The organism is Falsiruegeria litorea R37 (genome assembly GCF_900172225.1).
Classification (GTDB): domain Bacteria; phylum Pseudomonadota; class Alphaproteobacteria; order Rhodobacterales; family Rhodobacteraceae; genus Falsiruegeria; species Falsiruegeria litorea.
Window position 1 is genome coordinate 229,968 of the sequence record NZ_FWFO01000002.1, and the last position, 16,444, is coordinate 246,411.

Sequence of the window (16,444 nt, forward strand, 5' to 3'; positions counted from 1 at the left end):
GGCGGCGGCCATATGGGCAGGCACCCCGCCCATATGGCCGCCGCCCCCGCGCGGTTCCGTTATACGGATCTGTCAGATTACTTTGACGATCTGTTTGCCCATGTTGCCACCGCCCAGCATCGACATGAAGGCGGTTGGGGCGTTTTCGAGCCCTTCTGCGATATCTTCGATATAACGCAGTTCGCCGCTGGCAACTTTGGGCGCAACTTCAGTCAGGAAGGCGGGGTAGCGGTCAAAGTGGTTCGAGATGATGAAGCCGTTCACGCTCAGGAAGTTGACCAGAATATTGCGCCACAGCCCGGGTGCAGTGAGACCTGCATCCCGTGCGCCCGCACCCAAACCGCCTGCGTTGTACCAGCTGATCATGCCGCAGATCGGAATGCGGCCATGGGGGTTCATCACCGGCATCACCGCTTCAAGTACCTTGCCGCCCACGTTTTCGAAATAGATGTCGACGCCATCGGGGCAGGCCTCTCTCAAATCAGCGCGCAGTGATTTGGCATCCGGGTAGGCGCGATGATCAAGGCAGGCGTCAAAGCCGAAGGTCTCGGTTGCAAGCCTGCACTTGTCGGCGCCCCCTGCGATGCCCACGGTGCGCAGCCCCGCCAGTCGCGCGACCTGGCCCACCATCGACCCCACCGGCCCGGTGGCCGCAGCGACAACCAGTGTCTCTCCGGCCTTGGGTCGCCCCAATTCGGTCAGGCCATACCAACCGGTGAAACCGGGCATGCCCAGAACTCCGAGCGCTGTTGTGATCGGCATCTGGGTCGGATCGATCTTGCGCAGCATATTGGCAGGTTGCACGCCATGGGTGGTCCAGCCGAACATGCCAAAGGCGAAGTCTCCGGGGGCAAAATGCGGGCTGTTCGAGGCGAGGACTTCGCCCACGCCGCCAGCTTCCATCGTGCCGCCGATGGGTACGGGCGCGGCATAGGATTTGGCGTCGTCCATCCGACCCCGCATGTAAGGGTCAAGCGACATGTAATGCACACGGACCAGCACCTCTCCGTCGCCGGGGGTCGGGATCGGTGCGTTTTCATAGCTGAAATTCGCGGCTTCAGGCGCGCCGGTGGGGCGGCTGGCCAGGGCCACGCGGTACATCTGTTCGGTCATTTTCGGTCTCCTCCCTGTTGCAGGGCAGGTTAGGGGACTGCACGCACAAGGCAAGGCGGCGCGGCGTATAACGCGACGATAAGCAAAAGTACGGGGGCAGCCATGCAAAAGCTGCCTCTTGGCAAGTGGGCCTTGTCCAAGTATACGCGCGATCTGACCGAACAGGAGCCCACCCGATGATTGGCAGTGCAAACCTCAACATCATGCAAAAGGCCGCGCGCAAAGCAGGCCGTTCCCTTGTGAAAGACTTTCGCGAGGTTGAAAACCTGCAGGTGTCGATGAAAGGCGCCGGGGACTTTGTCTCCAAGGCAGACATCGCGGCCGAGGCGATCCTGAAAGAAGAACTGCTGGGCGCGCGCCCGACTTATGGCTGGATTGCCGAAGAGGGCGGTGAGATCGAGGGCGAAGACCCAACCCGCCGCTGGATCGTGGATCCGCTGGATGGTACCACCAACTTCTTGCACGGTCTGCCGCATTGGGCGATTTCGATTGCACTGGAACACAAAGGCAAGATCGTGGCGGGCGTGATCTATGACGCGGCCAAGGACGAAATGTTCTTTGCCGAAAAGGGCGCAGGCGCCTGGATGAACGAAAGCCGCATCCGCGTGTCGGGCCGTCATCGCATGATCGAATCGATCTTTGCCACCGGCCTGCCGTTTGGTGGGCGCTCTGATCTGCCAGCGACCTTGCAGGATCTGGCGCGTCTGATGCCGACCTGCGCCGGTGTGCGCCGCTGGGGGTCTGCCGCTTTGGACATGGCGTATGTGGCTGCTGGCCGCTACGAAGGCTTCTGGGAGCGTCGTCTGAACGCCTGGGACATGGCCGCAGGTATCATCATCGTCAAAGAAGCAGGCGGTTTTGCGCAAGCCATCGACCCCGAAGGGCACATCCTGTCGGATGGCGAAGTGATCTGTGCCAATGAGCCGATCTTTGAAACCTTTGCCAAGGTGATCCGCGGCTGAGGTTTGGTCCGGTCGCATTCGGGATGAATAGAAGGAGCCGTAGGGCTCCTTTTTTATTTGGCCCGGTCAGAGGGATGATTAACGCCATCGTGCCAGGGGATCGGGTCGTGGTCACGCGGATTGACGTTCTGAATACAGCCCAGGTTCACGCCGCATTCTGACGGGTCCAAACGACGTTGATGGTGGGTATAGATGCCGCAGATCTTGCAGAAATGGTGCTTTGCTGTGCCCGTTCCCCAAGTGTAGAGCGTCAGGTTCTCGACCCCTTTGGTTACACGCAGGCTGGCAGCGATGGCGGTGACGGCTGCGGCCCCCCGGCGGCGGCAAAAAGAGCAGTCGCAGCGGGCAGCAGAAGCGAGGCCTTGGGGGAATTCGGCCTCAAGCTTGACTGCGCCGCAATGACAGCTGGCGGTCAGAGTTTCGGTCATTTGCGGGGGACCTTTGGAATACGGGAGGTGGAAAAGCGATACTCATGCTCGGGGTGGGGCGGGTGGCCGTGGGTGCGGTCCCAGAAGGCGACACCGCCGCGTTTGATCCAAAGTGGTATGCTCAGCACGAGGCCCACGAAAAAGCCGCCTGCGTGCGCCCAATAAGCGACGCCGCCTTCGTCCGGGTTTGATCCAATGCCGCCCAGGAACTGCATCCCAAGCCAGACGCCCAGCATGACAAAGGCAGGGATCGAAAAAACTCTGAAATAGATGATCAAGATCAGCAGAATATCTACGCGAGCCTTGGGAAAGAGCAGCAGATACCCCCCCATGACGCCTGCAATGGCCCCAGATGCACCGACCAGTGGAACCGTGGATGAGGGGGAGACCACCACATGCAGCAAAGAAGCGCCCACGCCGCTGATCAGATAGAAGATCAGAAAGGGGATATGCCCCATCTCATCTTCCATATTGTCGCCAAAGATCCACAAAAACAGCATGTTGCCCGCCAGATGCATCCAGCCGCCGTGCAAGAACATCGAGCTGATTAGCGTCTCGGGTGCAAATCCGTCTGCCGTGCGGGCCGGGATCAGGGCCCAATCAAAGAAGAACCTATTGATCTGTGGGGCGTCGTTCAGGATGCCGACATAGCTGAGGAAGATCACGATATTGATCGCCATAAGCGCATAGACGACATAGGGCGTGCGCCCGGACGGGTTGTGGTCGCGGATGGGTAACATGAGGCCGACGCTGAGCCCAAAGCCGCTCAGCGTCAAGAGCGGTTAAGCCGCGTGCCTCAGAAGAGCTGCATTTCCTCGGGGGCCGGTGCCGTCGGCACAGGTGAAACGTATCGGCTGATACATGAGTATGATCTGATCCCGAGAAACGACCGGACGCGGTTGATAGCACACTGTCCCGCAGTTTCGATTTGGACAGGTGCAATGGAATTTCGTCCAGGATGCGCCTGTTTTGCCTGATATCTTGCCCAATAAGAACCGCCTCGATTTCGATCAGCGATGGATGAGAGTATGAAACCCTGAGCTTGGTGACGCTCGAAAATGTGAATTGACCTTATCCGGAATTGTAGCAGCCTATGGTCATGCGACATTTTTTGCACCTTTCGACCGCGCTGTGCTTGATTGCAGCTCCTGTATGGGCGGATAGATGCCCGCAAGCACCGGATCACTCGGAAGCTCTGACTGCGTTGATGTCAGAAATACAAGCCGCCAGAACCGAGCAGGAGGCTCGGATTGTGTCCAACAAGATGTGGACTTATTGGGCCGACGCTCCAAACGAACAAGCGCAGTCGATTTTGGATCGTGGGATGGCAAAACGGGCAGCTTGGGATCTGCTTGGCGCACGCGAAGATTTTGATGCGCTGATTGCATACTGTCCGAAGTATGCCGAAGGGTACAACCAGCGCGCGTTTGTCCATTTCCTGAGCCAGAATTTCCAGGCCGCTCTGCTTGACTTAGACCAGGCGTTGGCGTTGTCACCTGATCACGTTGCGGCCCTCAGTGGGCGGGCGCTTTCCTTGTTGGGTTTGAACCGCATTGACGAAGCGCGCGAGACGTTGCAATCCGCACTAGAAATGAATCCCTGGCTTCCTGAGCGTGGGATGCTTGACGCAGGCGGGGCGCTTGCGCCAAAAGGTCAGGACATCTGATGAAAATCATATATGTTTGACCAATTGGACAAAAAATTGTGAAAAATCCGAGTTATCAGATTGAGGTCACGCCACAGCCCGTCTAGAGCTAAAGGTGCCGGTGTGCGGGCGTGATGGAATGGTAGACATATCGGACTTAAAATCCGAAGGCCTTAGGCCGTGTGGGTTCGAGTCCCACCGCCCGTACCAGCAAAACTTCTTGAACCATGTAAGTATATTGCAAGGTCAGAACCTTTGACCGGGTGTGAAGTTGTTGGTCGGTGGACTCTACACTTGCAAGAAGTTGCATGTTATCTTCTGGCCAAAGCTTATCAGGAGAGAACAAATGGCGTTGACGGTGCAACAGATGATGGCTGCGGCAAATGCAGTGGTCGAGCGGATTGACGGAAAGAAAGCACAAGATCTGGTGGCCGAAGGGGCGCTTTTGTTGGATGTGCGCGACGGGCTTGAATTGGAAAATGCAGGGCGAGCGCAGGGTTCGCACCACGTCTCGCGCGGGATGCTGGAGTTCCGAGCAGATGCGGCAACGCAGTTCCACGATCCAGAGTTGCGCAAGGACCGTGTGATCGTCATTCATTGCGCCAGCGGCGGGCGCGCGGCTCTGGCAGGTAAGCTGCTCAAGGATATGGGGTACCAGAGCGTCTACAACGTTGGTGGGCTTTCGGATTGGCAGGCCTCAGGCGGAGCCATGGTTGAACCGGCAGATCCGGGTATGTGACACAGATCAAGGTGTCGCGTTTCAAGGCGGGCTAGAGCTTGGGCAACCTATTCAATTCAGGAGGCCCAGCCCATGTTCCGCCTTGCATCCATGCTTTATGCTCTTGTTGCCACAGCTATTTCCGGGACCGCGGTGATCGCGGTTCTGTCTGCAGGAATGGTGACAGTGCCTGCGATTGTGGGGGCGGCTGCCATAGGTGCTGTCGTTGCGGCGCCGGCGTCCTGGTTGATCGCCAAACGGCTTTACCAGAACTGACGCTTCAGGCGTTCAGGAATAGCCGCGCGGCCGCCTCGAACTCGCGCGGCTTTTCTGCGTGGAGCCAGTGGCCAGCGCCTGGGATTTTGGCAAACCGGGCCTGTGGGAACAGCGCCTTGATTCGTTCTCGGTGCTCGGGCAGCACATAGTCCGACGCCGCGCCCGACAGAAACAGCGTCGGGCCGGGCCACGACGTGGAGACATCCGGAAAGCCCATGATGTTGGGCATCTGATCGGCCAGCGCGTCCAGGTTCAGCTTCCACCCCTTGTTGGGGATATCGAGCGATTGGGTGAAAAAGCTCTGGAGCGCTTTTTCCACACCCAGTTCTGCCAACTGCGCCTCTGCATCCGAGCGACGCTCGACCCGGTCCATGTCTACGGCGCGCATGGCTTCAATGAATTGGATCTGTGTGTGGGTATAGGCCACTGGTGCGATATCGGCGACGATCAGCTTGTTCACGGCCGCGGGATGCGTCAGCGCCAAAGTCATCGCCGACTTGCCGCCCATCGAATGTCCGATGACGTCTGCCGTCCCGCCAAATTCACCGATCACCTCGGCCAGGTCACCGGCCAACGCGGGGTAATCATGCACCGCCTTGCGTGGGCTGCTGCCATGGTTGCGCATGTCCACGGCGATCACCTGCCGTTCATCCGACAGGCGCTTTGCGATGACGCCCCAATTGCGGCCCGAGCCGTAAAGGCCATGAGCAATGACAAGGGGCGGGCGGTCGGTCGGGGTGCCGTGGGTGATCCAGTTCAACATGCTCCGGTGATACCCGCAGGGCGCCTCCGCGACCACCCCCATTGAGGCCGCCTCTAAGGCAGGGTAGGGTGCCCGCCGGAGGCCAATATGTCAGAACCCATTGCCGTTCAGGATCAGATCGCGGAAACCGTCGCCCTGCTCAGGGCGCAATTGGGCGTAAGCGGTAAGGACTTGAGCAAGGCCCTGCGCAAAGCACGTCACCGTTTGCCGCGACGGATCTATCGCCAGGCCACCAAACTGGCGAAAGTCGAAGGGATGGCAACCCACCCGAAACTGCGCCTGACGCTGGATACACCCGCCTTGGCAAAAGCCGCGCGTGAGGTTCAAGAGCATCTGCGCAACATCGACGTCGCGGATCGTCGCAAAGGGTGGTGGTTGGGTGCCTTTGGCGCTCTGGCATTCAACATCCTGCTGTTCGGAGCGCTGTTGATCATGCTCCTGATGTGGCGCGACTTGATCTAAGTCGACCCCGGCGGACTTTCATTGCATGAGCGCCTGCGTTAATGGTGAACGCGGTTCACGAAACAGGGGTGCTCATGTCGACCAAATCGGAACAGCGCAAGGCGGTGCTGCGGGAAAAGCTTGTTCACTCGGCCAAGGCACGGATCGAACGGGATGGCATGGCGGCGCTGCGGGCGCGTGATCTGGCCAAGGATGCGGGCTGTGCCGTCGGGGCCATCTACAACGCCTTCGAGGATCTCAATGACATTGTCATGGCGGTCAATGGCCTGACCTTTCAGGCCTTGGGGGAAACAGTGCGCGGCTCGTTCGATGGGACCGAACCTCCGGTGGATCGCCTGATTCTGATGAGCCACGCCTACTTGGGCTTTGCAGTGGACCACACCAACCTGTGGCGGGCGCTGTTTGATCTGGACATGTCCGAGGATGGCCGGGTGCCTGCCTGGTATCGCGCGGCTCTGGGTGATCTCTTCGCCAATATCTCGCGTCCCCTGTCCGAGCTGTTTCCCGAAATGGCCGAACAGGAACTGTCCCTGATGACCCGCGCGATGTTCTCGTCGGTGCATGGGATTGTCCTCTTGGGCCTGCAGAATCGCATCTCGGGCGTACCTCCGGAACAGATCGAACAGATGATCGCCGCTGTTTTGCGCCGAATTGGAAACGAATAGTTTCGTGAACATCGTTCATAAAAGTTCTTGAACGACGTTCAGGAAATTGCTACATCCATTTTATGAACGATGTTCACGATTTGGAGGATGCGAAATGTTCAGAACTTTGAAGACTATGGTTGTGGGTGCAAATGCGCGGGCCGAGGAAAAACTGCGCGATGAATACTCGATCGAACTGATTGATCAGAAGATCCGCGAAGCGGCACAAAGCCTCAAGGCGGCCAAGCTGTCGCTGGCCAATCTGATCCAGCAGCAGCGCGCTGAGCAGCGCCAGTTGGATGGCCTGAAAGATCGGACCGACGATCTGCTGACCCGCGCCAAAGAGGCGCTGAATGCAGGGCGCGAAGATTTGGCCCAAAGCGCGGCCCAGGCGGTGGCTGATCTGGAAAACGAAAGCGTGACGCGTCAGCAGACGGTGGATCGCCTCGACATGCGCATCCTGCAGTTGCGCCAATCCATCGAGACCGCAAACCGCCGCCTGATCGACCTCAAGCAAGGGGCGCTGTCCGCCCGGGCCGTGCGCCGCGAGCAGGGGATGCAAAAGCGCCTGAACCGTCATCTTGGCGGCGACAGCCCGATGGATGAGGCGCAAGAGCTGATCGCAGGTGTTCTGCAGGCCCAGGACCCCTTTGAACAAAGCCAGATCCTGGCCGAGATCGACCAGGGGTTGGATCACACCAACATTGCCGCCCGGATGGAAGAGGCCGGGTTTGGCGAGAAAAACCGCTCGACCGCTGCTGACGTACTGGGCCGCCTAAAAGACTAAAACTGATCCAAAACTCGCCAGAATTGATGGCTAATTCTCAACTCATTTGAAAAACCGGAGTACAAGTTCCATGACTGATCGTAATGACAATGCACTGATTTTGATGCTGAACGGCGCAGGCGTGTTGATGGCCTATGGCCTGCTGGGTGTATCACTGTGGCTTTCGACCGAAGTGCCGCTGGCCACCAAAGGCTACTGGGGTATGGGGATCCTGCTGCTGACGATCAGCCTGATCAACGTGGTGAAGTACCGCTTTGACCATCGTTCGTCCGAGGACCGCATTCGCCGCATTGAAGAGGCGCGCAATGAAAAGATGCTGGAAGAGGCGATCCTGGACAGCAAAACGGACATCTGATTAAGGGCGGTGGCGCGCCGGGCCGCAGGCCCGGCGCCCGGCCCAACGCTTTTGCGGGCATCTCTGATGCAGGCAAAAGGGGCGGGAGCACCCCCGGAAACGAAAAACGGCGCCCGGTTGGGGCGCCGTTTTCATGTCATGATCGTGAAGGATCAGAGGTTCGGGTACAGCGGGAAGCGGGCGCAGAGGGCAGCCACTTTTTCGCGAACCGATGCTTCCACGTCGCCGTTGGCGTCTGCGCCGTTGGCTGCCAGACCGTCGACCACTTCGATGATCAGGTCGGCGATCTCACGGAACTCGGCCTCACCAAAGCCGCGGGTGGTGCCCGCAGGGGTGCCCAGACGGATGCCCGAGGTGACGGTGGGCTTTTCCGGGTCAAACGGGATGCCGTTCTTGTTGGTGGTGATGTGCGCACGACCCAAGGCCGCATCCACAATGTTGCCGGTCACTTTCTTGGGACGCAGGTCAACCAGCAGAACATGGGTGTCTGTGCCACCGGTGACGATGTCCAGCCCGCCCTTGACCAGCTGATCGGCCAAGGCCACGGCGTTTGCACGCACCTGCTTCTGATAGGTCTTGAACTCGGGGCGCAGCGCCTCGCCAAAGGCGGCGGCCTTGCCTGCGATCACATGCATCAGCGGGCCGCCCTGGATGCCGGGGAAGATCGCCGAGTTCACTTTTTTGGCGATCGCCTCGTCATTGGTCAGGATCATGCCGCCGCGCGGGCCGCGCAGGGTCTTGTGCGTGGTGGTGGTGGCCACATGCGCATGCGGGAAGGGCGAGGGGTGCTCGCCTGCCGCAACCAGACCCGCGATGTGGGCCATGTCGACCAGCAGGTAGGCGCCAACACTGTCGGCGATTTCGCGGAATTTGGCGAAATCGATCTGACGCGGGATGGCCGAGCCACCGGCGATGATCAGCGCGGGTTTGTGTTCGGTTGCCAGTTCCTGGATTTGCTCATAGTCGATCAGGTTGTCCTGCTTGCGCACGCCATAGTGCACGGCGTTGAACCATTTGCCCGACTGGTTCGGCTTGGCGCCGTGGGTCAGGTGACCGCCGGCCGACAGATCCATGCCCAAAATGGTGTCACCGGGCTTGATCAGCGCCTGGAACACACCCTGGTTGGCCTGGCTGCCCGAATTCGGCTGAACGTTGGCAAAGCCACAGCCAAACAGCTCTTTCGCGCGGTCGATGGCCAGATTTTCAGCCACGTCAACATACTGGCAGCCACCATAATAGCGACGACCCGGGTAGCCTTCGGCGTATTTGTTGGTCAGGACCGAGCCTTGCGCCTCCATCACGGCGGCAGAGACGATGTTCTCGGATGCAATCAGCTCGATCTCGTCGCGCTGGCGACCCAGCTCGGACGTGATCGAACCAAAGAGCTCGGGGTCACGTGTGGCGAGCGATTCAGTGAAAAACCCGGGGTCACGAATTTCGGCAGTCATTGTGGCTCCAATCAACTGGGGGTGTCTGTTGGCGGATTTCCTATCGGAAACCATGGGGGCAAGAAAGACCGTAAAGCGACGAATTGGCCAACTGCGGCGTCAAGGCTGGTCTCTGGGGGAAAGGTATGATTGTTTCGGAACCGAATGCGCAGCACCGGAAACCTGAAAACATGACCAAGAGAATCGCCTTTTTGGCCAGCGACGCTCCGGTGGCGCAAACCGCCCGGGCCGCTTTGATTGGCCGATACGGCAATGCAGCACCACGGGATGCTGACATTATTGTCGCCCTGGGAGGGGACGGGCATATGCTGCGCACGCTGCACAACACACAGCATCTCCCCGCGCCCGTTTATGGCATGAATCGGGGCACCATCGGCTTTCTGATGAATGAATATAACGAGGCTGATTTGCTGGAGCGGCTGGAAGAGGCCGAGCTAGAGATCATCAACCCGTTGTCGATGCGCGCCATGGATCAAGCGGGACAGATGCATGAGGCGCTGGCCATCAACGAAGTCTCGCTGCTGCGGGCAGGCCCCCAGGCGGCACGGCTCAAGATTTCCGTCGACGACCGGGTGCGACTGGCCGAACTTGTCTGTGACGGGGCGCTTGTCGCAACTCCGGCGGGCTCCACCGCATACAACTATTCTGCGCATGGCCCCATATTGCCGATCGGATCTGATGTCTTGGCGCTGACGGCAATTGCCGCTTTTCGCCCGCGGCGCTGGCGGGGAGCGCTGTTGCCCAAAACCGCCAAAGTGCGCTTTGACGTGGTGGACCCGGACAAGCGTCCGGTGATGGCGGATGCGGATTCCATTTCGATCAGCGACATCGACTGGGTGGAAATTCGTTCCGAACCTTCGATAGGGCACCGTATTCTCTTTGATCCGGGTCACGGGCTTGAAGAGCGGCTAATCTCGGAACAATTCACCTGAAACACCGGCGTACCCTTGGGTCTTAGGAGTTTATTTGCGTTTTTGTGAACAAACTCACAGTCACTAAAGTATGTGCCGAGTAACCTGAATTCAGGTTGGGTGTAGCGTCGCACAACATGATGTGAGTGGTTTGTTGTGCCGTGTTTATCAAGAGTTTGCATTGGTGCGCAAACGCGGGCGCGGCTGTCGTCGCGCTCGCACGCAAAGCGACCTGACTGATTGTTTCAGCATTATCGGCCCTGTTGCCGTTCGCGGTGGCAGGGCAATTAGCCTGCTCTGTGCCCGTTTGTGGTTCCATTCCGTGAGGTCGCAAACCAGTGCCGACAGAGCTCTTGCACGGCAACGCTGAGCCGGTCTCGGAGCCGAGTGCCAAAGGGCAGGGTGCTCCCGCCCGTCGTCAATTTTTCTTGCGAAAAACCTCCTCCCGTTGGGCCGCGCGCCGCGCTGTGCGCGGCGCGTTATCGCAGAACGCAGTCAACACCGACATGCCTGACCGCCAACAGCCTTATGAGATCTGGCGATCGCGTCCTTCCCAGAAGGGCTTGCGCAGTTCAGTTTTGAGGACCTTGTTTGCGCCAGAGAGCGGAAAGGGCTTTGTCCTGAATTCAATACTGCGAGGACATTTGTAACCGGCGATCAATTCGTGACAGTGTGCCATCAGCTTGTCGGGGGTGGTTTGCATGTCGGGGTTCAGGATCACGATGGCATGTACGCTTTCGCCCCACTGTTCGGAGGGGATGCCGATCACCGCGCTTGTGGCCACCGCCGGGTGTTGCGCCAGGGCGTTCTCTACCTCGGCCGAATAGACGTTTTCGCCGCCGGACACGATCATATCCTTGACGCGATCCATCAGGAAAACGAAACCCTCGTCGTCCATGTATCCTGCATCGCCGGTCATGACCCATCCATTGACAAGGGTTTTGACGGTTGCATCGGGCTTGTTCCAATAGCCCAGCATGGTGATCGGACCTTTGACCGCGATCTCGCCGATCTCGCCGACGGGCAGGGCCTGCCCAGCTTCGTCGACGATCTGGATCTCACAGACCCGGGTGGCGCGCCCGGCGGACCGCAGTTTACCGGCATTGGGCCCATCCAGCGTGTGGTATTTGCTGTCCAAAACCGTGGCAACGGGGCTGAGTTCGGTCTGACCGAAGGCCTGCATAAAGGCGACCTTGGGAAACGCCTTGAAGGCATCGGCCAGCGTGGCCTCGGTGATGGGCGAGGCGCCGTATCCAATGAGCTCCAGAGAGGAGATGTCGGTCTCGGCCAGTTTGGGCGAGGCCAGCATCATCTGGAGCATCACGGGCACCAGCAGGGTATGCGTGGGTTTGTGTGTCTCGATGGCCTCGAGCGTGGCTTCGGGCGTGAACATGGGGATCACCACGTGGGTGCCCGCCACAAATGTGATGGCCATGAACCACAATAGGTCAGCGATGTGGAACATTGGCGCGGCATGTAGATAGACCGTGCCATCGACCACCTTGAGCTCCTGCGCGTTCGAGATGCCACTGACGTAGAAATTGGTCTGCGACAGCATCACGCCCTTGGGAAAGCCTGTTGTGCCGCCGGTGTAGAAGATACCCGCCAGATCGTCATGACTGCGGTCCGCGTCCGCGGTCGGCGTGGCAGCGGCAATGATCTCTTCGTAGTTGACCATCCCCTCGGGGGTTTCGCCGTCACCGCAGAAGACCAGTGTCTTGAGACCCGGGACCTGAGCCTGGATCGCAGGTGCGGCGGTGGCAAAGGCATCGTCAACCAGCAAGATCTCGGCCCCGGCATCATTGAGTGCGTAGGCGCATTCGGCAGGAGCCCAACGGATGTTCATCGGCATCATCGCACCACCGCCCCAGACGGTTGCAAAGAAGTATTCGATGAAGCGGTCCGAGTTCAGTGACAAGAGCGCGACCCGGTCGCCAGGTGTCATGCCGAGGCTCTGGAGGGCCCCGGCCAGTCGCTGGACCCGGTCCAATAGCTCGGACCAGCTTTGTGAGCGGTCTTTGAAAACCGTGGCGGTGCCCTTTGGGTTCACCTGAACGGCACGGCGCAGCACGGATGTGATCTGCATGTCTGTCCTCCCTATTGCTCTAACCTTAGCCCATGCGTTGCCACAGCAGGTCGCACATGCGACCCAAGCGGGCCTCGATGGCGGCGCTGGCATCCACGGCCAGATCCTCGCGCCAGCGACGGGCAACGATCTGAACGCTCATCGGTTGCGGGCCTTGGGGCAATTCGGCCACATGTGTGGGCACGCAGGCGGCGGGCAGGCCCATAAAGTTCATGGAATAGGACCACAGAGCGGATCCCAGAACCTCGCGCACGCCTGCTGCCCCTTGGGTGTCGCGATCTGGCGCGAAGAAAGGCTGTGGCAGGAAGGGGCAAAGCACCAGCGGATAATCTTGCAGGAACTCCGACCACGCGCGGGCGTAGAATGTGCGCTTGGCCATCATGCGCAGGATGTCGGTGTCCTTATAGGGGGCGAATTGCTCAAAATATTCGTCAAAGATCGCGCGGATGGTGGGCGAGCCGAATTTTTCGATGTCCGGTCCCATCAGGGACAGAACCTCTCCCATCAGGGTGCGATAGCCGTCCATGCCGCAGTCGCGTAGGTGGGGTGGCTCGACCTCGACCACCTGGTATCCCGCATCGGTGAGCGCGTCCCGGGCCATGTCGAGGGCACGTGAGACCTCGGGGTGGAGGTCGAACTCATAGGTTTCTTTGGTGAAGCCCACCTTGATAGGGCCGTCCAGAGCGTCGCCGCGCCAGGGCAAGGGCACGTGGAAGGGATCGCGGGCGTCGGGGCGGATCATGGTCGGCATGGCCAGATGCAGATCATCCGCGGTGCGGCAGATCAGGCCCTGCACCGACATGCTCTGCGCCAGCATACCGCGTTCGGCGGTCTGGCTGGGGTTCCAGGCGGGCACGCGGCCCAGGCCGGGTTTCACGGTGACGGCACCATTGGCGGCGGCCGGAAAACGTAGCGAGCCGCCGATGTCATTGCCGTGGGCCAGCGCGCCGATGCCCGCCATGATGGACGAGCCCGCGCCACCCGATGAACCGCCGGGCGAGACGTGCTTGCCCCAAGGATTGTGGGTGCGACCGTGCAGCGGGTTGTCGGTGTCGGCGCGAAAGCTGAATTCGGGCGTGTTGGTGCGGCCGATGACGACGGCGCCCGCATCCTGCAGGTGGCGCACGAGGGGGGCGTCGTCGGGGGCAATCAGATCCTTGAGCGCGGGCACGCCATTGCTGCTGGCATAGCCGGTCTGATCGACGTTGATCTTGATGGTGACGGGCACGCCGTGCAATGGGCCGGTGGGCGCGCCAGATGCGCGGGCCTTATCCAGATCAAGCGCACGCGCACGGGCATCGTCGGCGCAGGACACCACAACGGCGTTGAGGTTCGGGTTGACCGCGTCCATGCGGGTCAAGGCAGCGTCCACAGCGGCCTCGGCTGTCAGGTCGCCAGAGGTGGTGCGAGCAACGGTTTCAGAGGCGCTGAGGCGCCAGGTATCGGTATCGGTCATGAAAAATCTCCCGCCCGCAGGTTAGGCGCGGGTCAGGAGAAGGCAAGCGAAACCAGAGTGATCGCGGCGTCATTTTTCCGAGGATTGCAGTTCAGGAAATGTGGTGTCGGGACGGGGGAGCTCCCGCCCCTTGGGTACGCATCAAAGATGCGCCCCCAGAAGCGTTGGGCCGGGCGCCGGGCCTGTCGGCCCGGCGCGGTGACGTGTTTCAGCTGGCGTAACCGATGGTTTGCAGCGCCGTCTTGATCTCGTCCAGGATCGCGGGGTCGTCGATGGTGGCGGGCATTTTGAATTCCTTGCCATCGGCGATCGACACCATCGTGCCACGCAGGATCTTGCCCGAGCGGGTCTTGGGCAGCCGGTCCACCACAACCGCAAGCTTGAAGGCCGCCACCGGTCCGATCTTTTCGCGCACCAGCTTGACCACTTCGGCCACCACTTCTCCGTGATCCCGGCCTGCGCCCGCATTAAGACAGAGGAAGCCAACCGGCATCTGACCTTTGAGCTGATCCGTCACCCCGATCACGGCGCATTCCGCGACGTCCGGGTGACCGGCCAGAACTTCTTCCATACCGCCCGTCGACAGGCGGTGGCCCGCGACGTTGATGACGTCATCGGTGCGCGCCATGATGTAGAGGTAGCCGTCCTCGTCAATCATCCCTGCATCGCCGGTTTCATAGTAACCGGGGAACTGCTGCAGATAGGATTTCTTGAACCGCTCTTCGGCATTCCAGAGGCCGGGCAGGGTGCCCGGGGGAAGGGGCAGCTTGACGGCAATTGCGCCGAGCTCTCCGGCCTTCATCTGGTGTCCGCCTTCGTCCAGGATCTGCACGTCATAGCCGGGCATGGGCTTGGCGGGCGAGCCCAGCTTGGTTGGTAGCTCTTCGATCCCCAGCGGGTTGCCTGCGATCGTCCAGCCGGTTTCCGTCTGCCACCAGTGGTCGATGACCGGCACCTTCAGCGCGTCCTGCGCCCAGACGATCGTGTCCGGGTCGGCACGTTCACCGGCCAGATACAGCGCCTTGAGGCAGGAGATGTCGTAATCGCCGATCAACTCGCCCTTGGGATCTTCGCGTTTGACGGCGCGGATGGCAGTGGGGGCGGTGAAGAAGCTGCTGACCTTATGCTCGGAAATCACCCGCCAGAAGGTGCCAGCATCGGGCGTGCCAACGGGCTTGCCCTCGAAGACAATGGTGGTGTTGCCGTGGATCAATGGGCCATAGCAAATGTAGGAATGCCCCACGACCCAGCCCACATCCGAGGCAGCCCAGAACACGTCGCCGGGATCGACGTTGTAGATGTTCTTCATCGTCCAGTTCAGTGCCACCAGATGGCCGGCGGTCGGACGCAGCACGCCCTTTGGCGCACCCGTTGTGCCCGAGGTGTAGAGGATATAGGCCGGGTGGTTGCCCTCGACCGGGACACATTCGGCCGGTTCCACGCCATATTGGAAGCCGTGCCAGTTGTAATCGCGCCCTTCGATGAGCTGTGCCACTTCTTGTTCGCGCTGAAAGATCACGCAGAAGTCGGGCTTGTGCTCGGACAGGTCGATGGCGCCATCCAGCAGCGGTTTGTAGTGGACCACGCGGCCCGGCTCCATCCCGCACGAGGCGGCGATGATAGCCTTGGGCTTGGCATCATCAATTCGCACAGCCAGTTCGTTCGACGCAAAGCCACCAAAGACCACTGAATGCACCGCACCCAAGCGGGCGCAGGCCAGCATCGCCTCGAGCGCCTCGGGGATCATCGGCATGTAGATGATGACGCGGTCGCCCTTTTCGATGCCCTTGGCGCGCAGTGCCCCGGCCAGGGTGGCCACCCGATTGCGCAGTTCCACATAGGAAATCTCGCGCTTGGTGTGGGTGATCGGGCTGTCATAGATGATGGCAGTCTGCTCACCGCGCCCGGCCTCGACATGGCGGTCTACTGCGTTCCAGCAGGTGTTTACCTTGCTGTCAGTGAACCATTCGTAAAGCGGGGCGTTATCATCGTTGAGCGCCTTGGTCGGGGCCTCGACCCAGTCAATGCCCTTTGCGGCCTCAAGCCAAAAGGCCTCAGGGTCCTGTTTCCAGCTGTCGTATACGTCCTGATAGGCCACGGCGTCCTCCTCACTTTAGGCTTGGCGAATGTGTTACGCCCGGCGCGGGGAGGGGGGCAAGAAAATAGCGGAACCTAGCGTCAGATTATCGCAATTTCTTTGCAGAACCTGTTAGTGTAACTTGCAAATTTTTGCAAAGCTTCTGTTTCGCTAAGGGATTTCTGCAAGCTATTCAAACTTTGCAAAGTCATAAAATTGCGCAGGCCCTTGTTGCGAATCTCAGTTTCAAAGAGCCGGGGGGGTGGTCAGGTGCGGCCATGATCCGCTCGTCGGTAAGAAATATTTATTGTCA

General features: G+C 60.0%; 17 protein-coding genes and 1 tRNA gene. 10 read left to right on the forward strand and 8 right to left on the reverse strand.

The window, feature by feature from the left end; all coding sequences use genetic code 11:
• Window positions 1-72 precede the first annotated feature (72 nt).
• Window positions 73-1,113 (reverse strand): NADP-dependent oxidoreductase, encoded by a 1,041-nt coding sequence (locus TRL7639_RS14680; RefSeq protein WP_085796618.1) that lies wholly within the window; start codon window positions 1,111-1,113, stop codon window positions 73-75.
• A gap of 176 nt (window positions 1,114-1,289) precedes the next feature.
• Between TRL7639_RS14680 and TRL7639_RS14685 the strand changes: the two genes are divergently transcribed.
• Complete coding sequence (locus tag TRL7639_RS14685; protein ID WP_085796619.1) at window positions 1,290-2,075, forward strand: inositol monophosphatase family protein; 786 nt, start codon at window positions 1,290-1,292, stop codon at window positions 2,073-2,075.
• Between the two features lie 53 nt (window positions 2,076-2,128).
• Here the strand turns inward: TRL7639_RS14685 and TRL7639_RS14690 are convergent, their stop codons facing one another.
• Together TRL7639_RS14690 and TRL7639_RS14695 are read right to left on the reverse strand one after the other, a co-directional pair.
• Window positions 2,129-2,503, reverse strand: a complete 375-nt coding sequence (locus tag TRL7639_RS14690) for a GFA family protein (protein WP_085796620.1) — start codon at window positions 2,501-2,503, stop codon at window positions 2,129-2,131.
• Window positions 2,500-3,243: a rhomboid family intramembrane serine protease gene (locus TRL7639_RS14695; protein WP_085796913.1), complete on the reverse strand. Its 744-nt coding sequence runs from the start codon at window positions 3,241-3,243 to the stop codon at window positions 2,500-2,502. The genes TRL7639_RS14690 and TRL7639_RS14695 overlap by 4 nt, the downstream gene beginning before the upstream one ends.
• A gap of 512 nt (window positions 3,244-3,755) precedes the next feature.
• Here TRL7639_RS14695 and TRL7639_RS14700 point away from each other — a divergent pair.
• The 4 genes from TRL7639_RS14700 to TRL7639_RS14715 all read left to right on the forward strand — a co-directional run bounded on the left by TRL7639_RS14700 (window position 3,756) and on the right by TRL7639_RS14715 (window position 5,142).
• Window positions 3,756-4,169 carry a tetratricopeptide repeat protein gene (locus tag TRL7639_RS14700; RefSeq protein ID WP_370809040.1) on the forward strand — a complete coding sequence of 138 codons (414 nt, stop codon included), beginning with the start codon at window positions 3,756-3,758 and terminating at the stop codon, window positions 4,167-4,169.
• Between the two features lie 104 nt (window positions 4,170-4,273).
• Window positions 4,274-4,358 (forward strand) — tRNA-Leu (locus tag TRL7639_RS14705).
• 136 nt (window positions 4,359-4,494) lie between these two features.
• Window positions 4,495-4,887, forward strand: a complete 393-nt coding sequence (locus tag TRL7639_RS14710) for a rhodanese-like domain-containing protein (RefSeq protein ID WP_085796622.1) — start codon at window positions 4,495-4,497, stop codon at window positions 4,885-4,887.
• A gap of 72 nt (window positions 4,888-4,959) precedes the next feature.
• The gene (locus TRL7639_RS14715) at window positions 4,960-5,142 is read left to right on the forward strand and encodes a hypothetical protein (RefSeq protein ID WP_085796623.1); all 183 of its coding nucleotides are present in this window, start codon (window positions 4,960-4,962) and stop codon (window positions 5,140-5,142) included.
• Between the two features lie 4 nt (window positions 5,143-5,146).
• Here TRL7639_RS14715 and TRL7639_RS14720 read toward each other — a convergent pair whose 3' ends face one another.
• Window positions 5,147-5,947 (reverse strand): alpha/beta fold hydrolase, encoded by an 801-nt coding sequence (locus tag TRL7639_RS14720; protein ID WP_085796624.1) that lies wholly within the window; start codon window positions 5,945-5,947, stop codon window positions 5,147-5,149.
• 45 nt (window positions 5,948-5,992) lie between these two features.
• Between TRL7639_RS14720 and TRL7639_RS14725 the strand changes: the two genes are divergently transcribed.
• The 4 genes from TRL7639_RS14725 to TRL7639_RS14740 all read left to right on the forward strand — a co-directional run bounded on the left by TRL7639_RS14725 (window position 5,993) and on the right by TRL7639_RS14740 (window position 8,153).
• Window positions 5,993-6,367, forward strand: a complete 375-nt coding sequence (locus tag TRL7639_RS14725; RefSeq protein ID WP_085796625.1) for a hypothetical protein — start codon at window positions 5,993-5,995, stop codon at window positions 6,365-6,367.
• Window positions 6,368-6,441: 74 nt separating this feature from the next.
• A complete protein-coding gene (locus TRL7639_RS14730) occupies window positions 6,442-7,032 on the forward strand; it encodes a TetR/AcrR family transcriptional regulator (protein ID WP_085796914.1) in 591 nt (196 codons plus the stop codon).
• Window positions 7,033-7,126: 94 nt separating this feature from the next.
• Window positions 7,127-7,798, forward strand: a complete 672-nt coding sequence (locus TRL7639_RS14735) for a PspA/IM30 family protein (RefSeq protein ID WP_085796626.1) — start codon at window positions 7,127-7,129, stop codon at window positions 7,796-7,798.
• Window positions 7,799-7,868: 70 nt separating this feature from the next.
• Complete coding sequence (locus TRL7639_RS14740) at window positions 7,869-8,153, forward strand: YiaA/YiaB family inner membrane protein (protein WP_085796627.1); 285 nt, start codon at window positions 7,869-7,871, stop codon at window positions 8,151-8,153.
• A gap of 152 nt (window positions 8,154-8,305) precedes the next feature.
• On the opposite strand, the gene glyA is transcribed toward TRL7639_RS14740, so the two are convergent.
• On the reverse strand, window positions 8,306-9,601 hold the full coding sequence (gene glyA, locus TRL7639_RS14745) for a serine hydroxymethyltransferase (RefSeq protein ID WP_085796628.1): 1,296 nt from the start codon (window positions 9,599-9,601) through the stop codon (window positions 8,306-8,308).
• A 170-nt stretch (window positions 9,602-9,771) separates the two neighbouring features.
• Between glyA and TRL7639_RS14750 the strand changes: the two genes are divergently transcribed.
• Window positions 9,772-10,533 (forward strand): NAD kinase, encoded by a 762-nt coding sequence (locus TRL7639_RS14750; RefSeq protein WP_085796915.1) that lies wholly within the window; start codon window positions 9,772-9,774, stop codon window positions 10,531-10,533.
• Between the two features lie 505 nt (window positions 10,534-11,038).
• On the opposite strand, the gene TRL7639_RS14755 is transcribed toward TRL7639_RS14750, so the two are convergent.
• From TRL7639_RS14755 to prpE, 3 genes are all read right to left on the reverse strand, one after another.
• Window positions 11,039-12,598: an acyl-CoA synthetase gene (locus TRL7639_RS14755; RefSeq protein ID WP_085796629.1), complete on the reverse strand. Its 1,560-nt coding sequence runs from the start codon at window positions 12,596-12,598 to the stop codon at window positions 11,039-11,041.
• Window positions 12,599-12,623: 25 nt separating this feature from the next.
• Window positions 12,624-14,054 (reverse strand): amidase family protein, encoded by a 1,431-nt coding sequence (locus tag TRL7639_RS14760; protein ID WP_085796630.1) that lies wholly within the window; start codon window positions 14,052-14,054, stop codon window positions 12,624-12,626.
• A gap of 208 nt (window positions 14,055-14,262) precedes the next feature.
• Window positions 14,263-16,152 (reverse strand): propionate-CoA ligase PrpE, encoded by a 1,890-nt coding sequence (gene prpE, locus TRL7639_RS14765; protein ID WP_085796631.1) that lies wholly within the window; start codon window positions 16,150-16,152, stop codon window positions 14,263-14,265.
• Window positions 16,153-16,444: the final 292 nt, after the last annotated feature.